At 72.2% G+C, this 24,467-nt stretch carries 19 protein-coding genes; 12 read left to right on the forward strand and 7 right to left on the reverse strand.

Features of this window, described 5'->3' with window-relative positions; all coding sequences use genetic code 11:
* Positions 1-388 precede the first annotated feature (388 nt).
* From AAW13_RS38175 to AAW13_RS38185, 3 genes are all read right to left on the reverse strand, one after another.
* The gene (locus AAW13_RS38175; RefSeq protein ID WP_046734220.1) at positions 389-1,015 is read right to left on the reverse strand and encodes a TetR/AcrR family transcriptional regulator; all 627 of its coding nucleotides are present in this window, start codon (positions 1,013-1,015) and stop codon (positions 389-391) included.
* Between the two features lie 90 nt (positions 1,016-1,105).
* Entirely contained in the window at positions 1,106-3,190 is a 2,085-nt protein-coding gene (locus AAW13_RS38180; protein WP_046734221.1) for a YhgE/Pip domain-containing protein, read from the reverse strand.
* Positions 3,162-4,082: an ATP-binding cassette domain-containing protein gene (locus tag AAW13_RS38185; protein ID WP_046734222.1), complete on the reverse strand. Its 921-nt coding sequence runs from the start codon at positions 4,080-4,082 to the stop codon at positions 3,162-3,164. Before AAW13_RS38185 ends, AAW13_RS38180 begins: the two co-directional genes overlap by 29 nt.
* Positions 4,083-4,247: 165 nt before the next feature.
* On the opposite strand from AAW13_RS38185, the gene AAW13_RS38190 reads away from it, so the two are divergent.
* The 3 genes from AAW13_RS38190 (at position 4,248) to AAW13_RS38200 (ending at position 6,457) form a co-directional block, all read left to right on the forward strand.
* Positions 4,248-4,889, forward strand: a complete 642-nt coding sequence (locus AAW13_RS38190) for an SAV_6107 family HEPN domain-containing protein (protein ID WP_046734223.1) — start codon at positions 4,248-4,250, stop codon at positions 4,887-4,889.
* A gap of 130 nt (positions 4,890-5,019) precedes the next feature.
* On the forward strand, positions 5,020-5,790 hold the full coding sequence (locus AAW13_RS38195; RefSeq protein ID WP_046734224.1) for a methyltransferase: 771 nt from the start codon (positions 5,020-5,022) through the stop codon (positions 5,788-5,790).
* 277 nt (positions 5,791-6,067) lie between these two features.
* Entirely contained in the window at positions 6,068-6,457 is a 390-nt protein-coding gene (locus AAW13_RS38200) for a DUF3040 domain-containing protein (protein ID WP_046734225.1), read from the forward strand.
* A 248-nt stretch (positions 6,458-6,705) separates the two neighbouring features.
* On the opposite strand, the gene AAW13_RS38205 is transcribed toward AAW13_RS38200, so the two are convergent.
* The 4 genes from AAW13_RS38205 to AAW13_RS38220 form a co-directional block, all read right to left on the reverse strand.
* A complete protein-coding gene (locus AAW13_RS38205; protein ID WP_046734226.1) occupies positions 6,706-9,090 on the reverse strand; it encodes a transglutaminase TgpA family protein in 2,385 nt (794 codons plus the stop codon).
* Complete coding sequence (locus AAW13_RS38210; protein WP_046734227.1) at positions 9,090-10,433, reverse strand: DUF58 domain-containing protein; 1,344 nt, start codon at positions 10,431-10,433, stop codon at positions 9,090-9,092. The genes AAW13_RS38205 and AAW13_RS38210 overlap by 1 nt, the downstream gene beginning before the upstream one ends.
* Complete coding sequence (locus AAW13_RS38215) at positions 10,433-11,473, reverse strand: AAA family ATPase (RefSeq protein ID WP_046734228.1); 1,041 nt, start codon at positions 11,471-11,473, stop codon at positions 10,433-10,435. The genes AAW13_RS38210 and AAW13_RS38215 overlap by 1 nt, the downstream gene beginning before the upstream one ends.
* A gap of 342 nt (positions 11,474-11,815) precedes the next feature.
* Positions 11,816-12,364 (reverse strand): beta-class carbonic anhydrase, encoded by a 549-nt coding sequence (locus AAW13_RS38220; protein ID WP_071659817.1) that lies wholly within the window; start codon positions 12,362-12,364, stop codon positions 11,816-11,818.
* Positions 12,365-12,718: 354 nt separating this feature from the next.
* Here AAW13_RS38220 and rsmH point away from each other — a divergent pair, with 354 nt between their 5' ends.
* The 9 genes from rsmH to murG all read left to right on the forward strand — a co-directional run bounded on the left by rsmH (position 12,719) and on the right by murG (position 24,455).
* Positions 12,719-13,675 carry a 16S rRNA (cytosine(1402)-N(4))-methyltransferase RsmH gene (rsmH, locus tag AAW13_RS38225; RefSeq protein ID WP_071659818.1) on the forward strand — a complete coding sequence of 319 codons (957 nt, stop codon included), beginning with the start codon at positions 12,719-12,721 and terminating at the stop codon, positions 13,673-13,675.
* Positions 13,676-13,717: 42 nt separating this feature from the next.
* The gene (gene ftsL, locus AAW13_RS38230; protein ID WP_046734230.1) at positions 13,718-14,296 is read left to right on the forward strand and encodes a cell division protein FtsL; all 579 of its coding nucleotides are present in this window, start codon (positions 13,718-13,720) and stop codon (positions 14,294-14,296) included.
* A 5-nt stretch (positions 14,297-14,301) separates the two neighbouring features.
* A complete protein-coding gene (locus AAW13_RS38235; RefSeq protein ID WP_046729526.1) occupies positions 14,302-16,281 on the forward strand; it encodes a peptidoglycan D,D-transpeptidase FtsI family protein in 1,980 nt (659 codons plus the stop codon).
* 177 nt (positions 16,282-16,458) lie between these two features.
* Positions 16,459-17,988, forward strand: a complete 1,530-nt coding sequence (locus AAW13_RS38240) for a UDP-N-acetylmuramoyl-L-alanyl-D-glutamate--2,6-diaminopimelate ligase (protein WP_046729527.1) — start codon at positions 16,459-16,461, stop codon at positions 17,986-17,988.
* Between the two features lie 28 nt (positions 17,989-18,016).
* Positions 18,017-19,444, forward strand: a complete 1,428-nt coding sequence (locus AAW13_RS38245) for a UDP-N-acetylmuramoyl-tripeptide--D-alanyl-D-alanine ligase (protein WP_046729528.1) — start codon at positions 18,017-18,019, stop codon at positions 19,442-19,444.
* A complete protein-coding gene (mraY, locus tag AAW13_RS38250) occupies positions 19,444-20,514 on the forward strand; it encodes a phospho-N-acetylmuramoyl-pentapeptide-transferase (RefSeq protein WP_046729529.1) in 1,071 nt (356 codons plus the stop codon). Before AAW13_RS38245 ends, mraY begins: the two co-directional genes overlap by 1 nt.
* Entirely contained in the window at positions 20,496-21,938 is a 1,443-nt protein-coding gene (gene murD / locus AAW13_RS38255; RefSeq protein WP_206306351.1) for a UDP-N-acetylmuramoyl-L-alanine--D-glutamate ligase, read from the forward strand. The genes mraY and murD overlap by 19 nt, the downstream gene beginning before the upstream one ends.
* A gap of 66 nt (positions 21,939-22,004) precedes the next feature.
* A complete protein-coding gene (gene ftsW / locus AAW13_RS38260) occupies positions 22,005-23,360 on the forward strand; it encodes a putative lipid II flippase FtsW (protein ID WP_046729531.1) in 1,356 nt (451 codons plus the stop codon).
* A 6-nt stretch (positions 23,361-23,366) separates the two neighbouring features.
* Entirely contained in the window at positions 23,367-24,455 is a 1,089-nt protein-coding gene (gene murG, locus AAW13_RS38265) for an undecaprenyldiphospho-muramoylpentapeptide beta-N-acetylglucosaminyltransferase (RefSeq protein ID WP_046729532.1), read from the forward strand.
* Positions 24,456-24,467: the final 12 nt, after the last annotated feature.

A 24,467-nucleotide genomic window follows, 5' to 3' on the forward strand; every position in this document is an offset into this window, starting at 1 on the left:
CCGCGTCCTGGGTCCGGGTGCGCAGACCTGAGTACAGGTACCCAGACGGCGAGTTGAGTACCCGCGCGGATGGGCCCCGGCCTGCGCGGACGGGAGAGTGGAGGCACGGAAGAGGGCGCGAGGTCCGGTACCGCCGACACGGGGCGGCGGAACGGCGCCGGCGCCCTTGACCGCTCCTTCCGCCGATGTCCGTCGGCGGAAGCGAGACACGGGGGAGAGGAGACCCGGGGGAACTCCGGGAAACCGGGGAACTCCTGGAAACCGGGGAACTCCGGGAAACCGGGGGCACGGGGAAGTACGGGGGTGCAGGGAAGGCGCCGGTCCGACGGTGGCCCGCGGGGGACGCGGCCACCGGCGGACCGGCGCCTTCGCACGTCCGGTCCCGGTTTCAGCCCTTCCCGCTCACCCGTCCCTGGAGCAGCCGGGAGAGCGCCGCGTGGACGTCGTCCAGGGAGCGCTCCGGCTGGAAGGACTTCCAGTCCAGGGCCGCCACCAGCACCATCCCCACCAGCGCGGCCGCCGTCAGCTGGACGTCGATCTCGTCGCTGAACTCGCCGTTCTCCACGCCCTCGCGCAGCACGCCCTCGACGACCGCGACGGCCTGCTGCCTGACCACCATGAGCGTCGACTGCCAGGCCCGGTTGGTGCGCCACAGCTCGGCCACGTAGAGCTGGGTGAAGGCCGGGTAGCGGTCGATGAAGACGAGACCCGCGCGGACCATCGCGTCCAGGGCGTCGACCCGGCCGCCGCCCTCCCGCGCGGTCCGCTCGGCGGCTTCCCGCAGCGAGGCGGTGAGGAGGCCGACCCCGTGCCGCAGCAGCTCCTCGAAGAGGACCGACTTGCTCGCGAAGTTGTAGTAGACCGTGCCCTTCGCGACCCCGGCCCGCTCGGCGATCTCGTCCACCGTGGTGGCGGAGAAGCCCTGCTCGGCGATGAGTGTGACGGCGGCCTCGTAGAGCTTCTGCCGGGTGGCCTCACGGCGAGTGCCGCCGCCCGTGGTGCTGCTGCTTTCCATGGTTCTGATTCTCACAGGAACACCGCCCCCGCAGGTACGGAAGAGGAGGTCAGGGGAGAGGGGGCGAGGGAGGAGGAGGTCATCGGGGCCTCACAGGCTCAGTTCGGGATGCAGCCGGTCCAGAGTCCACACCTGGCGGCGCCGGGCCGACAGCGCGGTGAGTGCCAGCGTGCCCGCCGTGAACGCCGTCAGGACGGCACAGGCCTGCCAGACCGGTCCGAGGCCGCCGCCCGTGATCAGCCTGCGCAGCGCCGCCACGACGTAGCTCATCGGCAGGAACGGGTGGACGGCGTTGAAGAAGCCGGGGCTGGTCTGGACGGGATACGTGCCGCCCGCCGACGTCAGCTGGACCATCAGCAGGGCGAGGACCAGGATCCGGCCGGCCGCCCCGAAGCGTGCGTTGAGCCACTGCACGATCGCCCCGAAACAGGCCGCGACGAGGAACAGGAACCCGACCGTGCCGGCCGCGCGCACCATGTGCAGCCCGATCGCCCAGTGCAGTACGGCCATCAGGGCGGCCGTCTGGAGCACCCCGACCGCGACCACCGGCAGCCAGCCCGCCAGCGCGATCCGCCAGGCCGCCGAACCGGCCGCCAGGGCACGCCGGTTGAGCGGCTGGATCAGCATGTAGGCGACCATCGCGCCGACCCACAGGGACAGCGGGATGAAGTAGGGGGCGAACCCGGTGCCGTAGTTGGGCGCGTGGTGAAGGTCGTGGGAGGCGAGCTGGACCGGGTCGGCCATGACCCCGGTGCGCCGGTCGCGGTCCTTCTTGTCGTAGTCGGGTATCTTGCCCGCGCCGTCGTGCAGTCCGCCGGCGAGCTTCCCGGAGCCGTCGATCAGCTTGTACATGCCTCCGTCGAGGTCGTAGGCGCCGGTCTTGAGCTTTCCGATGCCCGAGTCGAGGTCGGAGGCGCCGCTGGCGGCCGTGCCGAGACCGGTGTGCAGCTTCGCGGTGCCCGCGGCGACCCGGGCGGCGCCGTCGTTCAGCTTGTCGATCTTCTGGACGGCGTCGGCGACGTCCTCGGAGAGGTGCGGGGCGCGGTCGGCGAGGGCCCGGGCCTGGGTCTGGAGCGTGCCGAGGTTCTCGTCGAGCGTCTTCAGGTCGCCGTTCTGGTCGGCGATCAGGGTGTTCAGGTCGTCGGCCACGGCGGCCACGTCGTCGGCCGCGTCCCTGGCCTTCTTCAGGTCGGGGCAGACCGGGTCGGCCGCCAACCTGCCCTCGCAGCGGGCCCGGTAGACCTCGTCCAGGGTGCCGGCGGCCGTGTGCGCGGTCTTCGCCGCCGCCGGGGCCGTCTTCACCAGGACGCCCAGGTTCTCCCGGACCGTCCCTGCCGAGTCGGCGACCAGCCGGGCGGTGTCGCCGATGGTCTTCTCGTTCTTCGCCAGGTACGGGCCGACCTTGGCGTAGACGCCGTCGACCTTGTCGGCCAGTTGCTGGGTGCCGTCCGCGACCTGCCGGGAACCGGTCTCCAGGGTGCCCGCGCCCGCGTTCAGCTTCTTGATGCCCTTGGCGAGCTTCCCGCTGCCGGTCTTGGCGTCCGCCAGGCCGTCGGCGAGGTCCTTCGAGCCCTTCTCGGCCTTCCCGATGCCCCCGGTGAGGGTGTCGGCGCCCTCGGCGGCCTTCACGGTCTGCCCGTGGATGTCGGAGAACGAGATGAAGATCCGGTCCAGGAACGACCGCGACGCCTTGGTGGACGCGGCCGAACGCACCTCGTTGAAGACCGTGCGGGAGATCTGCCCGACGATGTAGTTGTTCGCGTCGTTCGTGCGCACCCGGAGCGCGCCGGTCTCCGGATCGGCGCCCGCGCTGGAGGCGACGCGCGCGCTGAGGTCGGCGGGCATGGTCAGGGACAGGTAGTAGGTGCCGTCCTCGACGCCCCGGCGGGCCTCGGCGTCGGTCACCTCGTGCCAGTCGAAGGTGTCGCTGTGCCGCAGCCCGGCCACGATGTCGGCGCCGGCGCTGACCTTCTGACCGTTCGCGGACGCCCCCTTGTCGTCGTTGACGAGCGCGACCGGGATGCGGTCCAAGCGGCCGTACGGATCCCAGAACGACCACAGGTACAGCGCCCCGTACAGCAGCGGCAGCACCAGCAGTGCCACCAGGGCCGCGCGCGGCAGCTTCCCTCGTCCGAAGCGCCTGAGCTCAAGCGCGGCCAGTCGCGGCGAGCGCATCGCCGTCCCCCTTCCGGTCGGTGGCTTCCGTGCCCTCCGCGGCTTCCGCGGCTTCGGTCGTCCGCGAGGCTTCCGTCGCCTCCGCGGCCTGCGTAACTTCCGTCGCCTCTGCGGCCTGCGTAACTTCCGTCGCCTCCGCGGCCTGCGTGGCCTGCGTGGCCTCCGTCGCCTCCGCGGCGTGTGCGCCGGTGGTGCGTACGACGACGGCCCCCGCCATCGCCTCCCCGCACACCGCGAGCACCGTCGTGCCGGTCTCGGCGATGGACCTCAACAGCGTCCGCACCTCGGCCCGTTCGGGCTCCGACAGCTTCAGGTCCACGTCGTCGACGGCGAGCAGCCGGGGCTTCGCGATCATCGCCAGCGCCACGGACAGCCGCAGCGCCTCGATCCGCTCCAGATCCCGTACGGCGGTCCGGGCGCCCTTGGGCAGCGACTCCAGGTCGAGCCCGGCGGCCGTCAGGGCGTCGTCGACGCGCTGCCGCGCCCGCGCGCCCCGTTCCGCGCGCGGCCGCAGCAGATCGCGCAGGGAGTCACCGAACCGGCTCTGCAACAAGGCCCGTTCGCGCAGGTGCTCGCCGACCGTCAGGGCGGGTTCGAGGTCGGTCACCCCGGCGACGTTGGCCACCGCGGCGATCCGGCGCACGGCCGCCGACTGCTTGGGCAGCCGCGCCTCGCCGACGGTCGCGGTGCCCTCGGTGGCCTTCATCCGGCCGGTGAGCGTCAGCAGCAGACAGGTGCGGCCGGAGCCGGACGGCCCCTCCACCGCGATCAGCGCCCCGGGCCCGGCGTCCAGGGCGACGCCCCGGAACACCCACCCCCGCGGGCCCTTCAGCCCGAGGCCCTGGGCTGTGAGAGAAACGCCGTCCACGGGGTACCCCCTCCTCGTCCGCATCGGCCGTGTTTTTGAACTGACTGGTCAGTGCAAAAACTAGCCCGAACTTGCGATCGAAGCAAAAGCGCAGGTCAGAACGGATTGTCAGTGGCATACCTCACGATGGGCACATACGGCACGCACCCCGTGTGCGGGAGCCGTCACCCAGACGACAGGAGGTTCGTCATGGCCAACCCGTCAGCCGCCGCCCGTCGGCGCCGCGCCACCGGCCCTGCCCCCTCACTGACCGGCCCGGCGAGCGACGTGCACCCCGTGCTCCGCCGGGCCACGGCTCCGCCCGCCGCCCTCGACCTGCTCGCCCAGGCCCGCGCCGCCCTCGACGAGGCCGAACTCCTCGACACCCCCAACGAGCGCTACGCGACGGCCCATCTGGCCGCCCTGCGCACCGCGGCCGCCGTGCTCGCCGCCCGCGCCCAGCCCGAGACCTCGCCCCGCCGCCGGGCCCGCATCCGCAGCGCCTGGGAGGTGCTGCCCGAGGTCGCGCCCGAGCTCACCGAGTGGAGCGCCCTGTTCGCCTCCGGCGCCGGCCGCCGCGCCCGCGCCGAAGCCGGCATCCAGGGCGCGGCCGGCCGCCGGGACGCCGACGACCTGATACGGGACGTCGCGATGTTCGTCCGCATCGTCGAGCGGATGCTGGTGCTCCAGCCCGTGCTGCCCCAGCCGCGCCGCCAGGAGGACGAGCGGCCGGACGGCGGCACGGAGAGGCCGGGCAGGCAGGAGCGGCCGGGAGGAGCGGGCAGGCAGGGGCGGCCGGGAGGAGCGGGAGGGCCGGGAGGGCCTCGCAGGGAGCTGCCCGACGCGGGATGACCAGGCGAGGCGGCGAAGGCAATAGGGTGGAGAACGCCTGAAGCCTTCCCTCCGCCCGCGCCCGGGCCGGGAAGGCACCGAGTTCGCGCCGCCGGGCAGCAGGCGGTGCCGCGCCGAGGAGTCAACTGCCGTGCCGGACCCCACACGACCCCGCGCTTCTCTCCGTACCGCCGTGGTCTGGGAGGTCCTCCAGGAGGCCCTCGACCGCCGGGTCAAGGCCACCGGCCGGGACTCCCTGGACGTACTCGACACCGGTGGCGGCAGCGGTAACTTCGCCGTCCCCCTAGCCCGCCTCGGTCACCGCGTCACCGTCGTCGACCCCAGCCCCAACGCGCTGTTCGCGCTGGAGCGCCGCGTCGCCGAGGCCGGCGTCACCGACCGGGTCAGGGGCGTCCAGGGCGACGTCCTCGGCCTGTTCGACGTGGTCGAGCGCGGCAGTCACGACGTGGTGCTCTGCCACGGCGTCCTGGAGTACGTGGACGACCCGGCCGAGGGCGTGCGCAACACGGTGGCCGCGCTGCGCTCCGAGGGCGTCCTCAGCCTGCTCGCCGCCGGGCTCGGCGGGGCCGTGGTCGCCCGGGCCCTCGCCGGCCACTTCACGGAGGCCAAGCAGGCCCTCGACGACCCAGACGGCCGCTGGGGCGGTGGCGACCCGATGCCCCGCCGCTTCACCGCCGAGCAGCTCACCGGCCTGGTCGAGGGCGCGGGCCTGGCCGTCGCCGCCGTGCACGGGGTGCGGGTCTTCGCCGACCTGGTCCCCGGCGTCCTGGTGGACACCGAGCCCGGCGCCCTCGACGCGCTGCTCAAGCTGGAGGCGGCCGCCGCCGAGCTGTCCGCCTTCCATGCCCTCGCCACCCAGCTCCACGTGCTCGGCGAGACGCCGGGTGCGGCCGGGACCTGAGAGACTCCTGAGACGACCCCGCTGATCAGGGGCTCGGCAGCGGATGGAGTACGCCACAGGCCCCCCGATCGAGCGGTTTGCGCCGTATGATCGAGGGAGACCGCCCGGCATGACGGGCCGACCGCCGGGGAATGGAAGCCTCAGCGAGCCGGGACCGCCATGGCGGGTTCCGGTTGGCCAATTGGCCTAGAGGGGCGGGTTTCACGGGGGCGATTCCCTGCCTATCCTGAAGGGACCCCCCGGGTCGCCCCGGCGACTGCACGATGAGGAGGACGCCGTGCCGCTCTCGGAGCACGAGCAGCGAATGCTTGAGCAGATGGAGCGAGCGCTGTACGCCGAAGACCCCAAGTTCGCGACAGCGCTTGAGGGAAGCGGCCTGCGGACGTACACCCGGCGACGGGTCTACCAGGCGGTGGCCGGCTTCCTCGTCGGTATCGCGCTCCTCATCGCCGGAATGGTCGTCCAGCAGATCTGGGTCAGCGTGGTGGGCTTCCTCGTCATGCTGGGCTGCGCGGTCCTCGCCGTCACCGGCTGGCGCAACGCCCCCAAGCCCGGCGAGCAGCCCGCGGGAGGCCCGCAGGCGCGCCGTCAGGGGCGGCCGAAGCGTTCCATGATGGACCGCATCGAAGAGCGCTGGCAGCGGCGCCGCGACGAACAGGGCCAGTGACGGCTTCGCCGGGAGGCCGGACAGAGCGTGACTGAGGGGTGACCGCCATCGGGCGGTCACCCCTCAGTCGTTCCCGGTCGGCCGTGGACGGGCGGCCCGGGAACGGGCGGCCGTGGACAGGGCTTCGCTTCGCCGCGGGCCGTGAGTCGCTGCGGGTCGGTGGGGGCTGGCCGCGCGGTTCCTCGCGCCCTGAAGGGGCGCCGCGGTCGGCGCCCCTTTCCAGTGCCCCCGTCTCCGGTTCCCTCCGGTCAGCCTTCCTGGCCCGACGGCTTTCGCAGGGTCGGGCGGACCGCCCTCGCTCGCTCCCGCAGCCCTGCCCACCCTGCCGACGCCGCCCACAGCACGCGTACGGCCGACCGGGGAGCGAACAGCGCCCTGAGGCGGGACGGGACGCCGGCCGAGTCGCTGAACGCGGCCGTCACCCTGCGGACGTCGTCCGCGAGCCCGGCCGCGGGCCGCGGCCGCGGCGCGTACAGCACCTGCTCCACCGCGTCCGCAACCCGGTGCACCGAGGCCTCCGCGTCCGGATCGAGACGGCCGAGCAGGACGATCCGGGCGGCCGTGCCGCGCGGGGTCTGCGAGTCGTCCGGCGGGATGCCGAAGTCCCAGACGGTGTCGGTCAGTTCCTGCCAGACGGCCAGGGTGTGCGCCGCCACGCCCCCGGGAGTCCGGTCATGGGCCCCGAGCCGCCGGGCACGCACCCGCTTGCGGTACAGCATCGGCGACAGCGGCACCACCGGCACGGCGAGCCCGGCCAGTGCCCACAGCGCCAGCTGCCACCAAGGCGGCCCGCCGTCGCTCTGCTGCACCGTGCCCACCGCCGACGGGCTCTCACAGATGCCCTGCTTGCGCAGCTGGGGCGTGCAGCCCGCGCTCTCCGACGCCGAGGCGGACGGCGCCGTCGACGTGTTCGTGGAAGGCAGCGCCTCGTTCGGCACCGACGAGCCCGGAGTGTCCGACACGGTGTACGACGGCGCCGTGCCGCGGGTCGGGGTCGGCTCGAAGCGGGTCCAGCCCACGCCCTCGAAGTACAGCTCCGGCCAGGCGTGCGCGTCCTTCAGCCCCACCGACACCGACCCGTCCGCCTGCGGGGTGCCGGGCGCGAAGCCCACCGCGACCCGGGCCGGGATGCCCAGCGTCCGCGCCATCGCCGCCATGGCGAAGGAGAAGTGCACGCAGAAGCCGCGCTTCTGCTTCAGGAAGTTCGCGATGGCGCCCTCGCCGCGGCCCACCGCCACCTGGGTGTCGTACTGGAAGCCGCCGGTCACCGCGAAGTAGTCCTGGAGCTTGACCGCCTGCTCGTAGTGGCTGGACGAGCCCGCGGTGACCTGCCTGGCCGTGCGCGCCACCACGGACGGCAGCGAGGAGGGCACCTTGGTGTACTCCTTCCGCAGCGCCGCCGCCGGCTCCGGCGCCGAGGCCAGCTGCTCCGCCGTCGGCTGCACGTCCAGGCTGGTGACCTGGTAGGTCTCACCGCGGGTGTTCTGCCCGTGGTCGCCGACGAGGGTCATGCCGACCGGCTCGTAGCGCCAGGTGCCGGCCACCCGCACCCCGCTCGGCGGGTACGGCATCGGCAGCCAGTCCTGGGCGTACCAGTCGGCGGCCGAGATCGTCGTCCGCACCGTCGCGCGCTTGACGTCGCCGCTCAGGCCGGCCGGGGTGGGGAACTTGCCCGGCACCCCGGTGATGTGCCGCTGGGCCGGCTTCCAGGTGGTGCCGTCGAAGTCGTCCAGTGACACGATCCGCAGGTACATGTCGGTGGGGTCGTCGCTGTTGGTGCGGACGGACAGCACCTGGCGGTCCTCGTCCACGTTGAGGCTGTCCCGCAGCGACACCAGCGGGTTGACCGCGGAGATCGTGCCGCCGTTCCCGCTGCCCACGCCGACCCCGGCCCCGGTGCCGTCCAGCAGGCCGCCCTCGATCGAGGGCATCGCGAGCGGCACGAACAGGGCGACGCCCAGCACGGCGAAGCCGATCCGGCGTCCGGTGCGCACCGGGGCGACCGCACCGAGCTCCGGGCCGCCCGGCGAACGCGAGACGCCTCCGAACACCCGGCCCCACTGGGAGAGCCGGTCCCGGCCCTCGGCGAGCAGCAGCATCAGGTAGCCGGCCGCCGCCACCAGGAACCACAGCCAGTCGTACGGCCCGTCGGACAGACCGGCGGCCACCGAGTACAGCGCGAGCAGCGGCAGCCCGGCCGGGGCCGCGCTGCGGAAGGTCACCGCCAGGGTGTCCACGATCAGCCCGACGATCAGCACCCCGCCGACCACCATGAGCCGGATGCCGTCCGAGAGCGGCGCGGGTATCGCGTACCGGCTGACGTCCTCGGAGCCCTGCTGGAGCAGGTCGGCGAAGTACCGGAAGGTGCCGGGGCCGGGGATCAGGCCGAGGACGGCGTGGCTCCGGGCGAAGACCAGGGTCAGGGTCAGCAGGGAGACCAGGGCCTGTGCGGCCACGGTCAGCGGCCGGGCCAGCGGGACCCGCCGGGCGGCGGCGCCCACGCCCGTCTGGATCACGACCAGGAACGCCGCCTGGAGCAGCCAGGTCCGCGGGGAGACCAGGGGCAGCAGGGCGCAGGACGCCATCAGGGTCGCCGCGGCCGCGGTGAGGGCCAGCCGGGCCCGTCCGCTCATCACCGTGCCTCCCCGCTGAGCGCGGCCGTCGAGGTGCGCTCCCGGTCGGCCTGCCGCCACAGCTCGGCGAGCGAGGCACCGCGCGGCACGCTGAGGGCCGTCCAGCCCGCCTCGCGCAGCATCCGCAGCCGCTCCTCGTGGGCGGCGCCCGGCGGCGGCGCGTCGGTGGGTTCGCGTACCCAGGTGTCCGGGTCCAGCACGAAGGCGACGGCACCGCCGCTGCGTCGGCGCATCTTCGCGGCCACCGCCGCCTGCTCCTCGTCGAGATCGCCCAGGAAGGCCATCAGCAGCCCCTCGTTCCCGCCGCGCAGCACGTCGTAGGCCCGGGACAGGCCCGCCCCGTCGGAGTGGTCGACCACGGCCAGGGTGTCCATCATCAGCCCGGCCGCGTCCGCCGACTCCTGCGAGCCCGCGAAGCCGTCCGTGCCCTCGCCCGGCACCGAGCTGCCGGTGTCGGTCAACAGCCGCACCGCGAAACCGCGTTCGAGCATGTGGACCAGGACCGAGGCGGCGCCGGACACCGCCCACTCGAAGGCCGAGTCCGGGCCCGCTCCCTCGTAGGCACCGCCCCGGGTGTCGAGGAGCACCGTGCAGCGGGCGCGCTGCGGCTGTTCCTCGCGGCGCACCATCAACTCGCCGTAGCGGGCGGTGGAACGCCAGTGCACCCGGCGCAGGTCGTCACCGTAGCGGTAACCGCGCGGGATCACGTCGTCCTCGCCGGCCAGGGCCAGCGAACGCTGCCGCCCGTCGCCGTACCCCTTCGCCTCGCCGCTGAGCCGGACCGGCGGCAGCGGCTCCACCTTCGGGATGACGGTGAGGGTGTCGAACGTGGAGAAGGACCGGGTCAGTTCGCACATCCCGAACGGGTCGGTCAGGCGCAGCTGGAGCGGGCCGAGGGGATAGCGGCCGCGCAGGTCCGAGCGGACCCGGTAGGAGACCTCGCGGCGGCCGCCCGGCTCCACCCGGTCCAGGACGAACCGGGGACGCGGGCCGAGCACGTAGGGCACCCGGTCCTGGAGCATCAGCAGGCCGGTGGGCAGCCGCGAGACGTTGTCCATCCGCAGATGGACCCGGGCCTCGCTGCCGGCCGGCACCCGCGCGGGGGAGAGCCGGCGGCTGCCGGCCACCCGGTAGCGGGTGCGGTAGAGCACGGCCGCGCAGATCAGCGGCAGCACGGCGAGCAGCATCCCGACCCGGCGCAGATCGGCCTGGCCGAGGATGTACGCGCAGATCACCGCCGCGACCCCGGCCGCCAGGAAGGAGCGGCCACGGGTGGTGAGCCCGGCCAGCGCCGTGCGGAACCCGCCCGGCTCCCCGCGGTCGGCCTCCGCCGGGGCGCCCATCACCGACTCCGCGGGGGCTGCTGCGGATACGCCGGCACGCCCCGGCCCAGACCCCCGAAGCCGCTCTGCTGCTGGGGCGCCGCGGGCACCGGGGTGGACCCCAGGATCTCCTGGACCACCTGCTCCGAGGTGCGCCGGTTCAGCTGGGCCTGGGCGGTGGGCAGCAGCCGGTGCGCCAGGACCGCGACCGCGAGCGCCTGTACGTCGTCCGGCAGGGCGTACTCCCGGCCGCTCAGGGCCGCGGACGCCTTCGCCGCGCGCAGCAGGTGCAGCGTCGCGCGCGGGGAGGCGCCCAGTCTGAGGTCGGGGTGGCTGCGGGTGGCGGCGACCAGGTCCACCGCGTAACGGCGGACCTGTTCGGCGACATGGACACCCCGCACGGCCTCGACCAGCTTCACGATGTCGTGGGCGTGCGCCACCGGCTGGAGGTCGTCCAGGGGGTTGACCGCGCCGTGGATGTCGAGCATCTGCAACTCGGCCTCCACGCTCGGGTAGCCGACCGAGACCCGCGCCATGAAGCGGTCCCGCTGGGCCTCGGGCAGCGGGTAGGTGCCCTCCATCTCGACCGGGTTCTGGGTCGCGACCACCATGAACGGGCTGGGCAGTTCATAGGTCTGCCCGTCGATGGTGACCTGCCGCTCCTCCATCGACTCCAGCAGCGCCGACTGGGTCTTGGGGGAGGCGCGGTTGATCTCGTCGCCGATCACGATCTGCGCGAAGATCGCACCCGGCTTGAACTCGAAGTCCCTGCGCTGCTGGTCCCAGATGGAGACGCCGGTGATGTCCGACGGCAGCAGATCGGGAGTGAACTGGATACGCCGCACGGTGCAGTCGATGGACCGTGCCAGCGCCTTCGCCAGCATCGTCTTGCCCACGCCCGGGACGTCCTCGATCAGAAGATGCCCCTCGGCGAGCAGTACGGTCAGCGAAAGCCGTACGACCTCCGGCTTGCCCTCGATCACAGCCTCCACCGAACTGCGGACCCGCTCCACAGTGGCGGTCAGATCAGTAAGGCTCGCTCGATCGTCATAGGTCGTCACCCGGCCCTCCTCGGCCCGTTATTGCCCGGGCCGGCGCTCCGTCTCGCATCTCCGGCCCACCCCGAATCACGGACACCACGCGTGAATGGTTCCGCGTGACGTCCCACACCGCATTCTTGCTGCCGTTACCGATTCGTGTCACTCGCCTGTGGACAACTGCCCGCACTATGTCGGTCTTACGGCCTTTCGACCGGCGGTTCGACAGCGGGCCGACAGCTTTCGGAGGGACGTTCCGGGGTCTTCGGGAGGTTCAGGAGGACGGTGCGGACGGCCGGCGCGACGGGGGCGATGCGGTCCCGTCGCGCCGCGGCGGCGCGGTTCCCCGGCGCCGCGCCGGGACGCTCAGGCGGGGTCGACCTCGCGGAGCAGACCCGCGCGGACGTCGAAGACGAAGCCGCGGACGTCGTCGGTGTGCAGCAGGAACGGCGAGGTGCGCACGCGCTGCATGGACTGCCGTACGTCCTGGTCGACGTCCCGGAAGGACTCCACCGCCCACGCCGGCCGCTGGCCGACCTCCATCTCCAGCTCGGAGCGGAAGTCCTCGGTGAGGGCCTCCAGGCCGCAGTTGGTGTGGTGGATGAGCACGACGCTGCGGGTGCCGAGCTTGCGCTGGCTGATGGTGAGGGAACGGATCACGTCGTCGGTGACCACGCCGCCGGCGTTGCGGATGGTGTGGCAGTCGCCGAGTTGCAGGCCGAGGGCCTTGTGCAGGTCGAGGCGCGCGTCCATGCACGCCACCACGGCCACGTGCAGGACCGGCCGGGCGTCCATGCCGGGGTCGGTGAAGGCGTCGGCGTAGGTCCGGTTGGCGTCGACCAGGCGGTCCGTCACCGTGCCGCCGGTGGTTATGGCGCCTTCGGATCCAGTGGGAACTGCTGCGGAAGTCGTCATAGTCACGACGTTACTGGTCACGGGTGGTCACGGCCTCCTGTGAGAGGGGACAAAGAACGTCATCGTGGCTTGTTGTGAGCTACCCCACAGTGGGGGCAAACCGGGTCCGGGCGGGTGATCGAGCATCAATCGCCGCCCCTCGGGCATGCCGTACGCGCCGCGCAGGCCGGTTGATTGACCGGGCGACACGGTGGACTAAAGTGACGCGAAGCGGGAGGCGAGACTCTCCCCGCTGGTGACATCCCCCGGAGACCCCGGCACGGCGCCCGGGCCGTCTCCCCACGTGCGCGGCGCGCGTACCGAGCGGGCGGGGACCCGGCGGTGCGTCCTCTGCGCCGGAACTGAGAGGCCCCCTTGAGTCAGAGTCGACACGTTCCCGTGATGCTCCAGCGGTGCCTGGACCTGCTGGCACCCGCGCTGGAGGCGCCGGGAAGCGTGGTCGTCGACTGCACCCTCGGCCTCGGCGGCCACAGCGAGGCGCTGCTGACCCGCTTCCCCGAGGCCCGCCTGGTCGCCCTGGACCGTGACACGGCGGCGCTGCGCCTGTCCGGAGAGCGGCTCGCCCGCTTCGGCGAGCGCGCCACCCTGGTGCACGCCGTCTACGACGAGCTCCCCGACGTACTGGACCGCCTCGGCATCGCGCGCGTGCAGGGCGTGCTGTTCGACCTCGGCGTCTCCTCCATGCAGCTAGACGAGGCCGGCCGCGGCTTCGCCTACGCCCAGGACGCGCCCCTGGACATGCGGATGGACCAGACGACCGGCATGAGCGCCGCCGAGGTCCTCAACACCTACCCGCCCGGTGACCTGGTCCGCATCCTCTATGCCTACGGCGAGGAGAAGCAGGCCAAGCGGATCGTGTCGGCGATCGTCCGGGAGCGTGAGAAGGAGCCGTTCAGCAACAGCGCCCGGCTCGTCGAGCTGATCCGCGACGCGCTGCCGCAGGCCGCCAAGCGCACCGGCGGCAACCCGGCCAAGCGCACCTTCCAGGCACTGCGGATCGAGGTCAACGGTGAACTGGCGGTCCTGGAACGGGCGATCCCGGCCGCCGTCAAGGCCCTCGCGGTCGGCGGACGGATCGCCGTGCTGTCGTACCACTCCCTCGAGGACCGGCTGGTCAAGCAGGTGTTCGCGGCCGGCGCCGCCTCCACCGCGCCGCCCGGGCTGCCGGTGGTGCCCGAGCAGTACCAGCCCCGGCTCAAGCTGCTCACGCGCGGTGCCGAACTTCCCACCGAGGAAGAGGTCGCCGAGAACCGCCGGGCCGCGCCCGCGCGTCTTCGTGGCGCCCAGCGCATCAGGGAGTCCATTGAATGAGCGGCGTGAGCGAGCGGGACGTCCGGACCCTCCGGAGGACACGTGAGTAGGAAACCCGAGCTGAAGGGGCGGGCCGCCCGTCTCGCCCGGCTCTTTCCGGCCGGCCGGGGCAACCAGGCCGCCCGCACCCCGTTCGTGCTGCTCGTCGTCCTGCTCCTCGGCGGCGGTCTGATCGGTCTGCTGGTGCTGAACTCGGCGCTCAGCGAGGGCTCGTTCAAACTCGACGACCTCCAGAAGCAGACCAAGAACCTCACCGACGAGGAACAGGCCCTCCAGCGGGACATCGACGCCTACTCGGCCCCCGACGCGCTCCAGCGCCGGGCCCGCGAGCTCGGCATGGTGCCCGGCGGCGACCCGGTCTTCCTGGACCCGGACGGCACGGTGAAGGGCGTCCCGAGTCCCGCCGCCCTGCTCGGGGCCACGGCGGACGGCACCCGGCCGCTCGCCCCCGAGGCCCTCCGCGTGCCGTCCGCCGCCGGCCCGTCACAGACCCCGGGGGCCTCTGTGGGCACACCGACGGACACGCCGACGGAGACGCCGACGGACACCGCCTCCGTGCCGTTGACGGACACCGCCGCCCCCACGCCCGTGACCCCCCCGACCCCGACCCCCGGCAGGTGACGGAAGTGTCCGACAGGGAACCGCGCCGCCGTGTGCCCGGCCCCGCCAAGCCGCCCCGCCCCCGGGACCCCCGCGATCCCCGGGGCGCCGTCCGCCGGCAGCCCGGACCCGGTGCCCGCCCGGTGCGCCGCCCGAGCGCGTCCCGTGCCCCGGCCCAGCCCCCGCTGCGCCTCGGCAGCCCCCGGCCGCGGCTGCGCATGGTCGGCCTCGCCCTCACCCTCGTACTGCTCGTCTTCGTCGGCCGTCTGCTCCAGGTGCAGGCCGTCGACGCCAGCGCCTACGCGGCCAAGGCCGAGCTGAACCGCTACGTGGTGCACACCCTGACCGCCGAGCGCGGCGGGATCACCGACCGCAACGGCGTGGCCCTCGCGATCAGCGAGGACGCGTACGACATCACCGCCGACCCGACGATGTTCACCAGCAAGCAGCTCAAGGTGGACGACGGCCCCGAGCAGGCCGCCGCGCTGCTCGCCCCGATCCTCGGCAAGACCCAGGCCGACCTGGTCAAGCTGCTCCGGCCGGAGAACAGGGAGCTGCGCTACGTCCGGCTCGCCACCCGGCAGACCCCGCAGGTCTGGAAGCAGATCAAGGACCTGAAGGCCGCGCTCACCACCAAGGCCGGGACCGACAACAACACCGTCAACGTGCTGGCCGGCGTCTTCGCCGACCCCAGCAGCCAGCGGGTGTACCCGAACGGCGACCTGGCCGCCGGGATACTGGGCTGGGTCAACGCCGACGGCAAGGGCGGCGGCGGTATCGAGCAGCAGCTCGACAAGGAGCTCTCCGGCAAGGACGGCAAGATCCGCTACGCCCAGTCCGGCGGCCGCGAGGTGCCCACCGTGGCGTCCACCGAGACGCCCGCGGTGCCCGGTACCGACGTGGAGCTCACCATCGACCGTGACATCCAGTGGGCCGCCCAGAACGCCATCACCGAGCAGGTCAAGAAGTCCAAGGCGGACCGCGGCTACGTGGTCGTCCAGGACACCCGGACCGGTCAGATCCTGGCCATGGCCGACTCGCCCGGCTTCGACCCGAACGACCTGTCGACGGCGGACGCCGAGGCGATGGGCAACGCGGCCCTCCAGGACGCCTACGAGCCCGGCTCCACCGCCAAGGTCATGTCGGTGGCGGCCGTCCTGGAACGGAACGCCGCGACCCCCCTCACCCACGTGGTGGTGCCCAACCGGCTGCACCGCGGCGACCGGCTCTTCAAGGACGACGTCGACCACGCCACCTGGTACCTCACGCTCAACGGCGTGCTCGCCAAGTCCAGCAACATCGGCACCATCCTCGCCGCCGGCCAGCTCGGCAAGACCCAGGAACAGGCCAACCAGGTCCTCTACTCGTACCTGCGCAAGTTCGGCATCGGCAGCTACTCCGGGCTCGGCTTCCCCGGCGAGACCAAGGGCATCCTGGCCGCCCCGGACAAGTGGTCGACCTCGCAGCAGTACACGATCCCTTTCGGCCAGGGCTTCTCCATCAACGCCATGCAGGCGGCCTCCGTCTACTCGACGATCGCCAACGGCGGGGTCCGCGTCGACCCGACCCTGATCCGTGGCACGAAGGGCGCCGACGGCCGCTTCACCCCGGCCGCCCAGCCCAGGAAGTCCCGCGTGGTCAGCGCGAAGACCGCAACGACCCTGGCCGGGATGCTGGAGTCGGTCGTCGACGACGAGCAGGGCACCGGCGCCAAGGCGGCCATCCCCGGCTACAACGTCGCCGGCAAGACCGGCACCGCCAACCGAGTGGATCCGGCCACCGGCAGGTACCGCGGCTACACCTCGTCCTTCGCCGGGTTCGCCCCCGCGGACAAGCCCCGCATCACCGTGTACTGCGCCATCCAGAACGCCACCGCCGGCAGCTACTTCGGCGGCCAGATCTGCGGCCCGATCTACAAGCAGGTGATGGAGTTCGCCCTCAAGACCCTCCAGATCCCGCCCACCGGCGCCAAGGCGGCGAACCTGCCCGTCGACTACAAGCCCTGATCAGCGCCGCAGCACCGCGCACAGACCACCAGGAACGAGCCCGTGACAACGATCACCCCCGATCCCGGCAACCCCGGCGCCCGGCGCCCCTCACTTCGCCCCGGAGCGGGTACGCCCGGTACGCTCACCGCCGTGCCACACGCTGATCAGTCCCAAACCACCCAGAAGGGCGTTTCCGTGACATATCCGGGGCCGCCACGACCGGTTCAGAACCCCGCCACACCCCTCGCGGAGCTCGCCGATCAGCTGGGGACCGCCGTCCCGGACCGCGCGGACAACGCCGTGGAGGTCACGGGCATCACCCATGACTCACGCGCGGTCCGCCCCGGCGACCTGTACGCCGCCCTGCCGGGTGCCCGCGCGCACGGCGCCGACTTCGTCACCCAGGCCGCCGGCCTGGGCGCGGTCGCCGTACTGGTGGACCCGACGGGGGCCGAGCGGGCCGCCGCGACCGGCCTGCCGGTCCTGGTCGTCGACGACCCGCGCGCGCGGATGGGCGAACTCGCGGCCACCATCTACGGCCGGCCCGGCCGCGATCTGCTCCAGATCGGCATCACCGGCACCTCGGGCAAGACCACCACGGCCTACCTGGTCGAGGGTGGCCTGAAGTCGACCCGCAACACCGGCCTCATCGGCACGGTCGAGATGCGCATCGGCGACGAGCGCATCAAGTCCGAGCGCACCACCCCCGAGGCCACCGACCTCCAGGCCCTGTTCGCCGTCATGCGCGAGCGGGGGGTCGAGGCGGTCGCCATGGAGGTCTCGAGCCACGCCCTGGTCCTCGGCCGGGTCGACGGCTGTGTCTTCGACATCGCCGTCTTCACCAACCTCAGCCCGGAACACATGGAGTTCCACTCCGGCATGGAGGACTACTTCCAGGCCAAGGCGCAGCTGTTCACCCCGCGGCGCAGCAGGCGGGGCGTGGTCAACGTGGACGACGAGTACGGCCGCCGGCTCGCCCGGGAGGCCACCGTCCCGGTGGTCACCTACTCGGCCGAGGGCCATCCGGACGCCGACTGGCGCGCCACCGACGTCCACATCGGGCCGATGGACTCCACGTTCACCGTCGTCGGGCCCGAGGGCGTCCGGATCGCCGCCAAGTCGCCGCTGCCCGGGCCCTTCAACGTGGCGAACACCCTCGCCGCGATCGTCGCCCTCGCCGCCGCGGGAATCGAACCGCAGACCGCCGCCGACGGCGTCGCCGCCGTTCCCGGGGTCCCGGGCCGCCTGGAGCGCGTGGACGCCGGACAGCCCTACCTCGCGGTCGTGGACTACGCGCACAAGACGGACGCCGTCGAGTCCGTCCTCAGGGCCCTGCGCAAGGTCACCAAGGGCCGGCTGCTGATCGTCCTCGGCTGCGGCGGCGACCGCGACCGCACCAAGCGCGCCCCGATGGGCGCCGCCGCGGCCCGGCTCGCCGACACGGCCGTACTGACCTCCGACAACCCCCGCTCCGAGGACCCCCTCGCCATTCTCGCGACCATGCTCGAAGGCGCCGCCGCGGTGCCCGCCCACGAGCGCGGCGAGGTGCTGCTCTTCGAGGAGCGGGCCGCCGCGATCGAGGCCGCCGTCGCCCGGGCGCACCCCGGCGACACCGTGCTGGTCGCAGGCAAGGGCCACGAGCAGGGCCAGGACATCGCCGGCGTGATCCGTCCCTTCGACGACCGCCAGGTGCTTCGCGAAGCCATCCGGAAAACCCAGGGATGAAAATCCAGAAGACCCAGGGGATGAACTTGTGATCGCCCTCTCTCTCGCCGAGATCGCAGCAGTCGTCGGCGGGCAGACGCACGACATACCGGATCCGTCCGTCCAGGTCACCGGGGAGGTCGTCCGGGACTCCCGGGAGGCCGGACCGGGCAGCCTGTTCGCCGCCTTCGTGGGCGAACGCGTGGACGGCCACGACTTCGCGGCCCAGGTCGTCGCACAGGGCGCGGTCGCCGTACTGGCGTCGCGTCCCGTCGGCGTGCCCGCGATCGTCGTGGACGACGTCCAGACCGCCCTCGGCGCCCTGGCCCGTCATGTCGTACGACGGCTCGGCGCGACCCTCGTGGCGCTGACCGGCTCGGCCGGCAAGACCAGTACCAAGGACCTCATCGCCCAGGTGCTGCGCACCAAGGCGCCGACCGTGTTCACGCCGGGCTCCCTCAACAACGAGATCGGGCTGCCGCTGACCGCCCTGTCCGCCACCGAGGAGACGAGGTTCCTGGTGCTGGAGATGGGCGCCCGCGGCATCGGGCACATCCGCTACCTGGCGGACCTGACGCCCCCGCGGATCGGCCTGGTCCTCAACGTCGGCACCGCCCACATCGGGGAGTTCGGCGGCCGGGAGCAGATCGCCCAGGCCAAGGGCGAGTTGGTGGAGGCGCTGCCGTCGGCCGACGAGGGCGGCGCCGCGATCCTCAACGCGGACGACCCGCTGGTCCGGGCCATGGCCTCCCGTACCAAGGCGAAGGTGGTCCTTTTCGGAGAGTCGGCCGAAGCGGACGTACGCGCCGAGAACGTACGACTCACGGACACGGGACAGCCCGCGTTCAGCCTTCACACACCCTCCGGTGCAAGCGATGTGACCATGCGCCTGTACGGTGAGCACCACGTGTCGAACGCGCTCGCCGCGGCCGCCGTCGCCCATGAGCTGGGCATGTCCGTGGATGAGATCGCCACCGCGCTCTCCGAGGCGGGCTCCCTCTCCCGCTGGCGTATGGAGGTCACCGAGCGCCCGGACGGCGTGACCATCGTCAACGACGCCTACAACGCCAACCCCGAGTCCATGCGAGCCGCGCTGCGCGCGCTCGCGGCCATGGGCACAGCCTCACAGGCAAAGGGGGGACGCACGTGGGCGGTGCTCGGCAAGATGGCCGAGCTCGGGGACGAGGCGCTCGCCGAGCACGACGCGGTCGGACGGCTAGCCGTCCGGCTCAATGTCGGCAAGCTCGTCGCCGTCGGGGGAGTGGAAGCCTCCTGGCTGCAACTGGGCGCATATAACGAGGGTTCGTGGGGTGAGGAGTCGGTGCACGTGTCCGACGCACAGGCGGCGGTCGACCTGTTGCGCAGCGAGTTGCGCCCGGGGGACGTCGTACTCGTGAAGGCGTCACGTTCGGTGGGCCTGGAGAGCGTTGCGCAGGCGCTCCTGGAGTCCGGTGCCGAGGGTGTTGATGCCCGATGATGAAGCAGATCCTCTTCTCGGGTGTCATCGGTCTCTTCCTGACGCTGATCGGCACCCCGCTGCTGATCAAGCTCCTCGCCCGCAAGGGCTACGGCCAGTACATCCGTGACGACGGCCCGCGCGAGCACGCCAGCAAGCGCGGTACGCCGACGATGGGCGGTATCGCCTTCATCCTGTCGACGGTCGCCGCCTACTTCCTGTCCAAGGTGATCACCGGCTACACCCCGACCTACTCGGGCCTGCTGGTGCTCGGCCTGATGTGCGGGATGGGCCTGGTCGGCTTCCTGGACGACTACATCAAGATCGTCAAGCGGCGTTCGCTGGGTCTGCGGGCCAAGGCGAAGATGGCCGGCCAGCTGATCGTCGGCATCGCGTTCGCGGTGCTCTCGCTCCAGTTCGCCGACGCCCGCGGGAACACCCCGGCCTCCACCAAGCTGTCGTTCATCACGGACTTCGGCTGGTCCATCGGCCCGGTGCTGTTCGTGGTCTGGGCGCTCTTCATGATCCTGGCGATGTCCAACGGCGTGAACCTGACGGACGGTCTGGACGGCCTCGCCACCGGTGCCTCGGTGCTCGTCTTCGGCGCCTACACGTTCATCGGCGTCTGGCAGTTCCAGGAGTCCTGCGCCAACGCGACGACACTGACCAACCCCAACGCCTGCTACGAGGTGCGCGATCCGCTGGACCTCGCGGTCATCGCCTCCGCGCTGATGGGTTCCTGCCTCGGCTTCCTGTGGTGGAACACCTCGCCGGCCAAGATCTTCATGGGTGACACCGGTTCGCTCGCGCTCGGCGGTGTCCTCACCGGCCTCGCGATCCTGTCCCGCACCGAACTCCTCGTGGCCATCATGGGCGGCCTGTTCGTCCTCATCACCATGTCGGTGGTCATCCAGGTCGGCTCCTTCCGGCTCACCGGGAAGCGCGTCTTCCGGATGGCGCCGCTCCAGCACCACTTCGAACTCAAGGGCTGGTCCGAGGTACTTGTGGTGGTCCGTTTCTGGATCATCCAGGGCATCTGTGTGATCGTCGGACTGGGCCTCTTCTACGCAGGATGGGCAGCGGACAAGTGACCTCCACGGTGCCTACCGGTCCTTCAGGGTTCCAGGGCAAGCACGTCACCGTCGCCGGGCTCGGCGTCTCCGGGGTCCCGGCGGCCAAGGTGCTGCACGCGCGCGGGGCGGTCGTCACGGTCGTCAACGACGGCGACGACGCCCGCGCCCGCGAGCAGGCCGCCGAACTGGAGGCGCTGGGCGTCACGGTCCGGCTCGGTGACGGCGCGACCCTGCCGGAGGGCACCGAACTGATCGTCACCGCGCCCGGCTGGAAGCCCGACAAGCCGCTGTTCCAGGCCGCCCGCGAGGCCGGCGTCGACATCTGGGGCGATGTCGAGCTGGCCTGGCGGCTCCGGGGCCCCGACGCGGCCCCCTGGCTGGCCGTCACGGGCACCAACGGCAAGACCACCACCGTCCAGATGCTGGCGTCGATCCTGAAGGCGGCGGGCCTGCGCACGGCCGCCGTCGGCAACATCGGCGTCTCGCTGCTCGACGCGGTCCTCGGGGACGAGCGGTACGACGTGCTGGCCGTCGAGTTGTCGAGTTATCAGCTGCACTGGGCGCCCTCCCTGCGCGCCCACTCGGCGGCCGTGCTGAACCTCGCCCCCGACCACCTCGACTGGCACGGCTCCATGGAGGCCTACGCGGCAGACAAGGGCCGCATCTACGAGGGCAACCAGGTCGCCTGCGTGTACAACGTCGCCGACAAGCTCACGGAGGACCTGGTCCGCGAAGCGGACGTGGCGGAGGGCTGCCGCGCGATCGGCTTCACCCTCGGCGCCCCGGCACCCTCCCAACTCGGTGTCGTGGACGGCATCCTGGTCGACCGCGCCTTCGTGGCGAACCGGCAGAAGAACGCCCAGGAGCTTGCCGAGGTCTCCGACGTCAACCCGCCGGCCCCGCACAACATCGCCAACGCCCTTGCCGCGGCGGCCCTCGCGCGCGCCTTCGGGGTTCCGCCCACGGCCGTCCGCGACGGGCTGCGGAACTTCTCGCCGGACGCCCACCGCATCGCGCACGTCGCCGACGTGGACGGGGTCGCGTACATCGACGACTCCAAGGCCACCAACACGCACGCGGCGGAAGCCTCGTTGGCGTCATATGAACCGATCGTATGGATTGCGGGCGGTCTGGCGAAGGGCGCCACCTTCGACGAACTGGTCGCCAGGTCGGCGAAGCGGCTCCGCGGCGCGGTGCTGATCGGCGCCGATCGCGCCCTCATCCGTGACGCCCTCGCGCGACACGCGCCGGAAGTACCCGTCGTCGACCTCGACCGGACCGACACTGGGGCGATGCTCGCGGCGGTCCAGGAGGCCCGGCGGCTCGCCGTCCCGGGAGACACGGTGCTTCTCGCACCCGCCTGTGCCTCCATGGACATGTTCGCCAACTACAACCAGCGCGGTGACGCGTTCGCCCAGGCCGTTCGCGAACTCGGCGCCTGACCCGGCCGCCTGCCGGGCGACCTTGGGAGGGACGCGTGCGACGGTCGACGATCAGCGGAGGCGTTGATGCCCGGTAGCCGCACCGGCCGCCCGCCCGTGCAGCGGGCGGCGCGCAGGCCCGCCGCTTCCCGCACGACGCGCGAGAACCCGCTGCGGCGGCTCTACACCCGCGCCCACCGGGCCTGGGACCGGCCGCTCACCGCGTACTACCTGATCCTCGGCGGCAGCCTGCTGATCATCGTGCTCGGTCTGGTGATGGTCTACTCGGCCTCCCAGATCACCGCGCTCCAGATGTCGCTGCCGGGGTCGTTCTTCTTCCGCAAACAGTTCCTGGCCGCGTGCATCGGCGGGGTGCTGCTGCTGGTCGCGTCCCGGATGCCGGTGAAGCTGCACCGCGCGCTCGCCTATCCGATCCTCGCCGGTGCCGTCTTCATGATGGTGCTGGTGCAGGTACCGGGGATAGGGATGTCGGTCAACGGCAACCAGAACTGGATCTCGCTGGGCGGCTCCTTCCAGATCCAGCCCAGCGAGTTCGGCAAGCTCGCCCTGGTGCTGTGGGGCGCCGACCTGATGGCGCGCAAACAGGAGAAGCGGCTGCTGACCCAGTGGAAGCACATGCTGGTGCCGCTGGTCCCGGTCAGCTTCCTGCTGCTCGGGCTGATCATGCTCGGCGGCGACATGGGCACCGCGATCATCCTGACCGCGATCCTGTTCGGCGTGCTGTGGCTGGCCGGGGCGCCGACCCGGCTGTTCGCGGGGGTGCTGTCGATCGCCGGCCTGCTCGGGGTGATCCTCATCAAGACCAGCCCCAACCGGATGGCCCGGCTCGCCTGCATCGGCGCCACCGAGCCGAAGACCGGGGTCGCCGACTGCTGGCAGGCGGTGCACGGCATCTATGCCCTGGCCAGTGGCGGGCTGTTCGGCTCGGGACTGGGCGCGAGTGTGGAAAAATGGGGCCAACTGCCAGAAGCCCACACCGACTTCATCTTCGCCGTCACCGGTGAGGAACTGGGCCTGGCGGGGACGCTGTCGGTACTGGCCCTCTTCGCGGCTCTAGGCTATGCGGGTATCCGCGTGGCCGGACGCACGGAGGACCCCTTCGTGAGGTACGCCGCGGGAGGCGTGACCACCTGGATCACCGCCCAGGCGGTGATCAACATCGGTGCGGTGCTCGGCCTGCTGCCGATCGCCGGCGTCCCCCTCCCGCTGTTCTCCTACGGGGGCTCCGCCCTGCTGCCGACCATGTTCGCCATCGGGCTGCTGATCGCCTTCGCGCGCGACGAGCCCGCTGCGCGGGCGGCGCTTGCGATGCGGCAACCCCGCTTTGGTAGAAAGCGGGGAGCCGGGGGTCCTCGCGGACCCCGGAGATGGAACACGATGCGACGGCGCGCCCCGGTGGCGCGCTCGTCCGGAGAGCGGTGAATTTCGGTGCATGTCGTACTCGCTGGTGGGGGGACCGCCGGCCACATCGAGCCCGCGCTCGCCCTCGCGGACGCCCTGCGCAGGCAGGACCCCACCGTGGGGATCACGGCCCTGGGCACGGAGCGCGGCCTGGAGACCAGGCTCGTACCGGAGCGCGGTTACGAGCTGGCGCTGATCCCGGCGGTGCCGCTGCCCCGCAAGCCCACCCCGGAACTGATCACCGTCCCCGGCCGGCTGCGCGGCACCATCAAGGCCGCCGAGCAGATCCTGGAGCGCACCAAGGCGGACTGCGTGGTCGGCTTCGGCGGCTACGTCGCCCTGCCCGGCTATCTCGCCGCCAAGCGCCTCGGGGTGCCGATCGTGATCCACGAGGCCAACGCCCGCCCCGGCCTGGCCAACAAGATCGGCTCCCGGTACGCGGCCAGGGTCGCCGTCTCCACGCCCGACAGCAAGCTGCGTGACGCCCGCTACATCGGCATCCCGCTGCGCCGCTCCATCTCCGTCCTGGACCGCGCCGCCGCCCGCCCGGAGGCCCGCCACCGCTTCGGCCTCGACCCCAACCTGCCCACGCTGCTGGTCTCCGGCGGCTCGCAGGGCGCCCGGCGGCTCAACGAGGTCGTCCAGCAGGTCGCGCCCTGGCTCCAGCAGGCGGGCATCCAGATCCTGCACGCGGTCGGCCCGAAGAACGAACTGCCACAGGTGCACCAGATGCCGGGAATGCCCCCGTACATCCCGGTAAGTTACCTGGACCGGATGGACCTCGCGTACGCCGCGGCCGACATGATGCTCTGCCGCGCCGGCGCGATGACCGTCGCCGAACTCTCCGCCGTCGGGCTCCCGGCCGCCTACGTCCCGCTGCCCATCGGCAACGGCGAACAGCGGCTGAACGCGCAGCCGGTGGTCAAGGCCGGCGGCGGCCTGCTGGTCGACGACGCGGAACTCACCCCGGAGTGGGTGCAGCAGAACGTGCTGCCCGTCCTCGCCGACCCGCACCGGCTGTACGAGATGTCCCGTGCGGCAAGCGAGTTCGGCCGCCGGGACGCCGACGACCTGCTCGTCGGCATGGTGTACGAGGCGATCGCCTCGAGCCGGTAGGACCGTATGACG

It is taken from the genome of Streptomyces humi (assembly GCF_001005085.2).
Lineage (GTDB): Bacteria > Actinomycetota > Actinomycetes > Streptomycetales > Streptomycetaceae > Streptomyces > Streptomyces humi.

Coding starts and splice junctions, on each gene's coding strand:
- ftsW (WP_046729531.1), top strand. CDS start 22,005: ATGCCCGGTAGCCGCACCGGCCGCCCGCCCGTGCAGCGGGCGGCGCGC.
- AAW13_RS38205 (WP_046734226.1), bottom strand. CDS start 9,090: ATGAGCGGACGGGCCCGGCTGGCCCTCACCGCGGCCGCGGCGACCCTG.
- AAW13_RS38175 (WP_046734220.1), bottom strand. CDS start 1,015: ATGGAAAGCAGCAGCACCACGGGCGGCGGCACTCGCCGTGAGGCCACC.
- AAW13_RS38190 (WP_046734223.1), top strand. CDS start 4,248: ATGGCCAACCCGTCAGCCGCCGCCCGTCGGCGCCGCGCCACCGGCCCT.
- AAW13_RS38185 (WP_046734222.1), bottom strand. CDS start 4,082: ATGCGGACGAGGAGGGGGTACCCCGTGGACGGCGTTTCTCTCACAGCC.
- AAW13_RS38210 (WP_046734227.1), bottom strand. CDS start 10,433: ATGGGCGCCCCGGCGGAGGCCGACCGCGGGGAGCCGGGCGGGTTCCGC.
- mraY (WP_046729529.1), top strand. CDS start 19,444: ATGAAGCAGATCCTCTTCTCGGGTGTCATCGGTCTCTTCCTGACGCTG.
- AAW13_RS38220 (WP_071659817.1), bottom strand. CDS start 12,364: ATGACGACTTCCGCAGCAGTTCCCACTGGATCCGAAGGCGCCATAACC.
- AAW13_RS38180 (WP_046734221.1), bottom strand. CDS start 3,190: ATGCGCTCGCCGCGACTGGCCGCGCTTGAGCTCAGGCGCTTCGGACGA.
- murD (WP_206306351.1), top strand. CDS start 20,496: ATGGGCAGCGGACAAGTGACCTCCACGGTGCCTACCGGTCCTTCAGGG.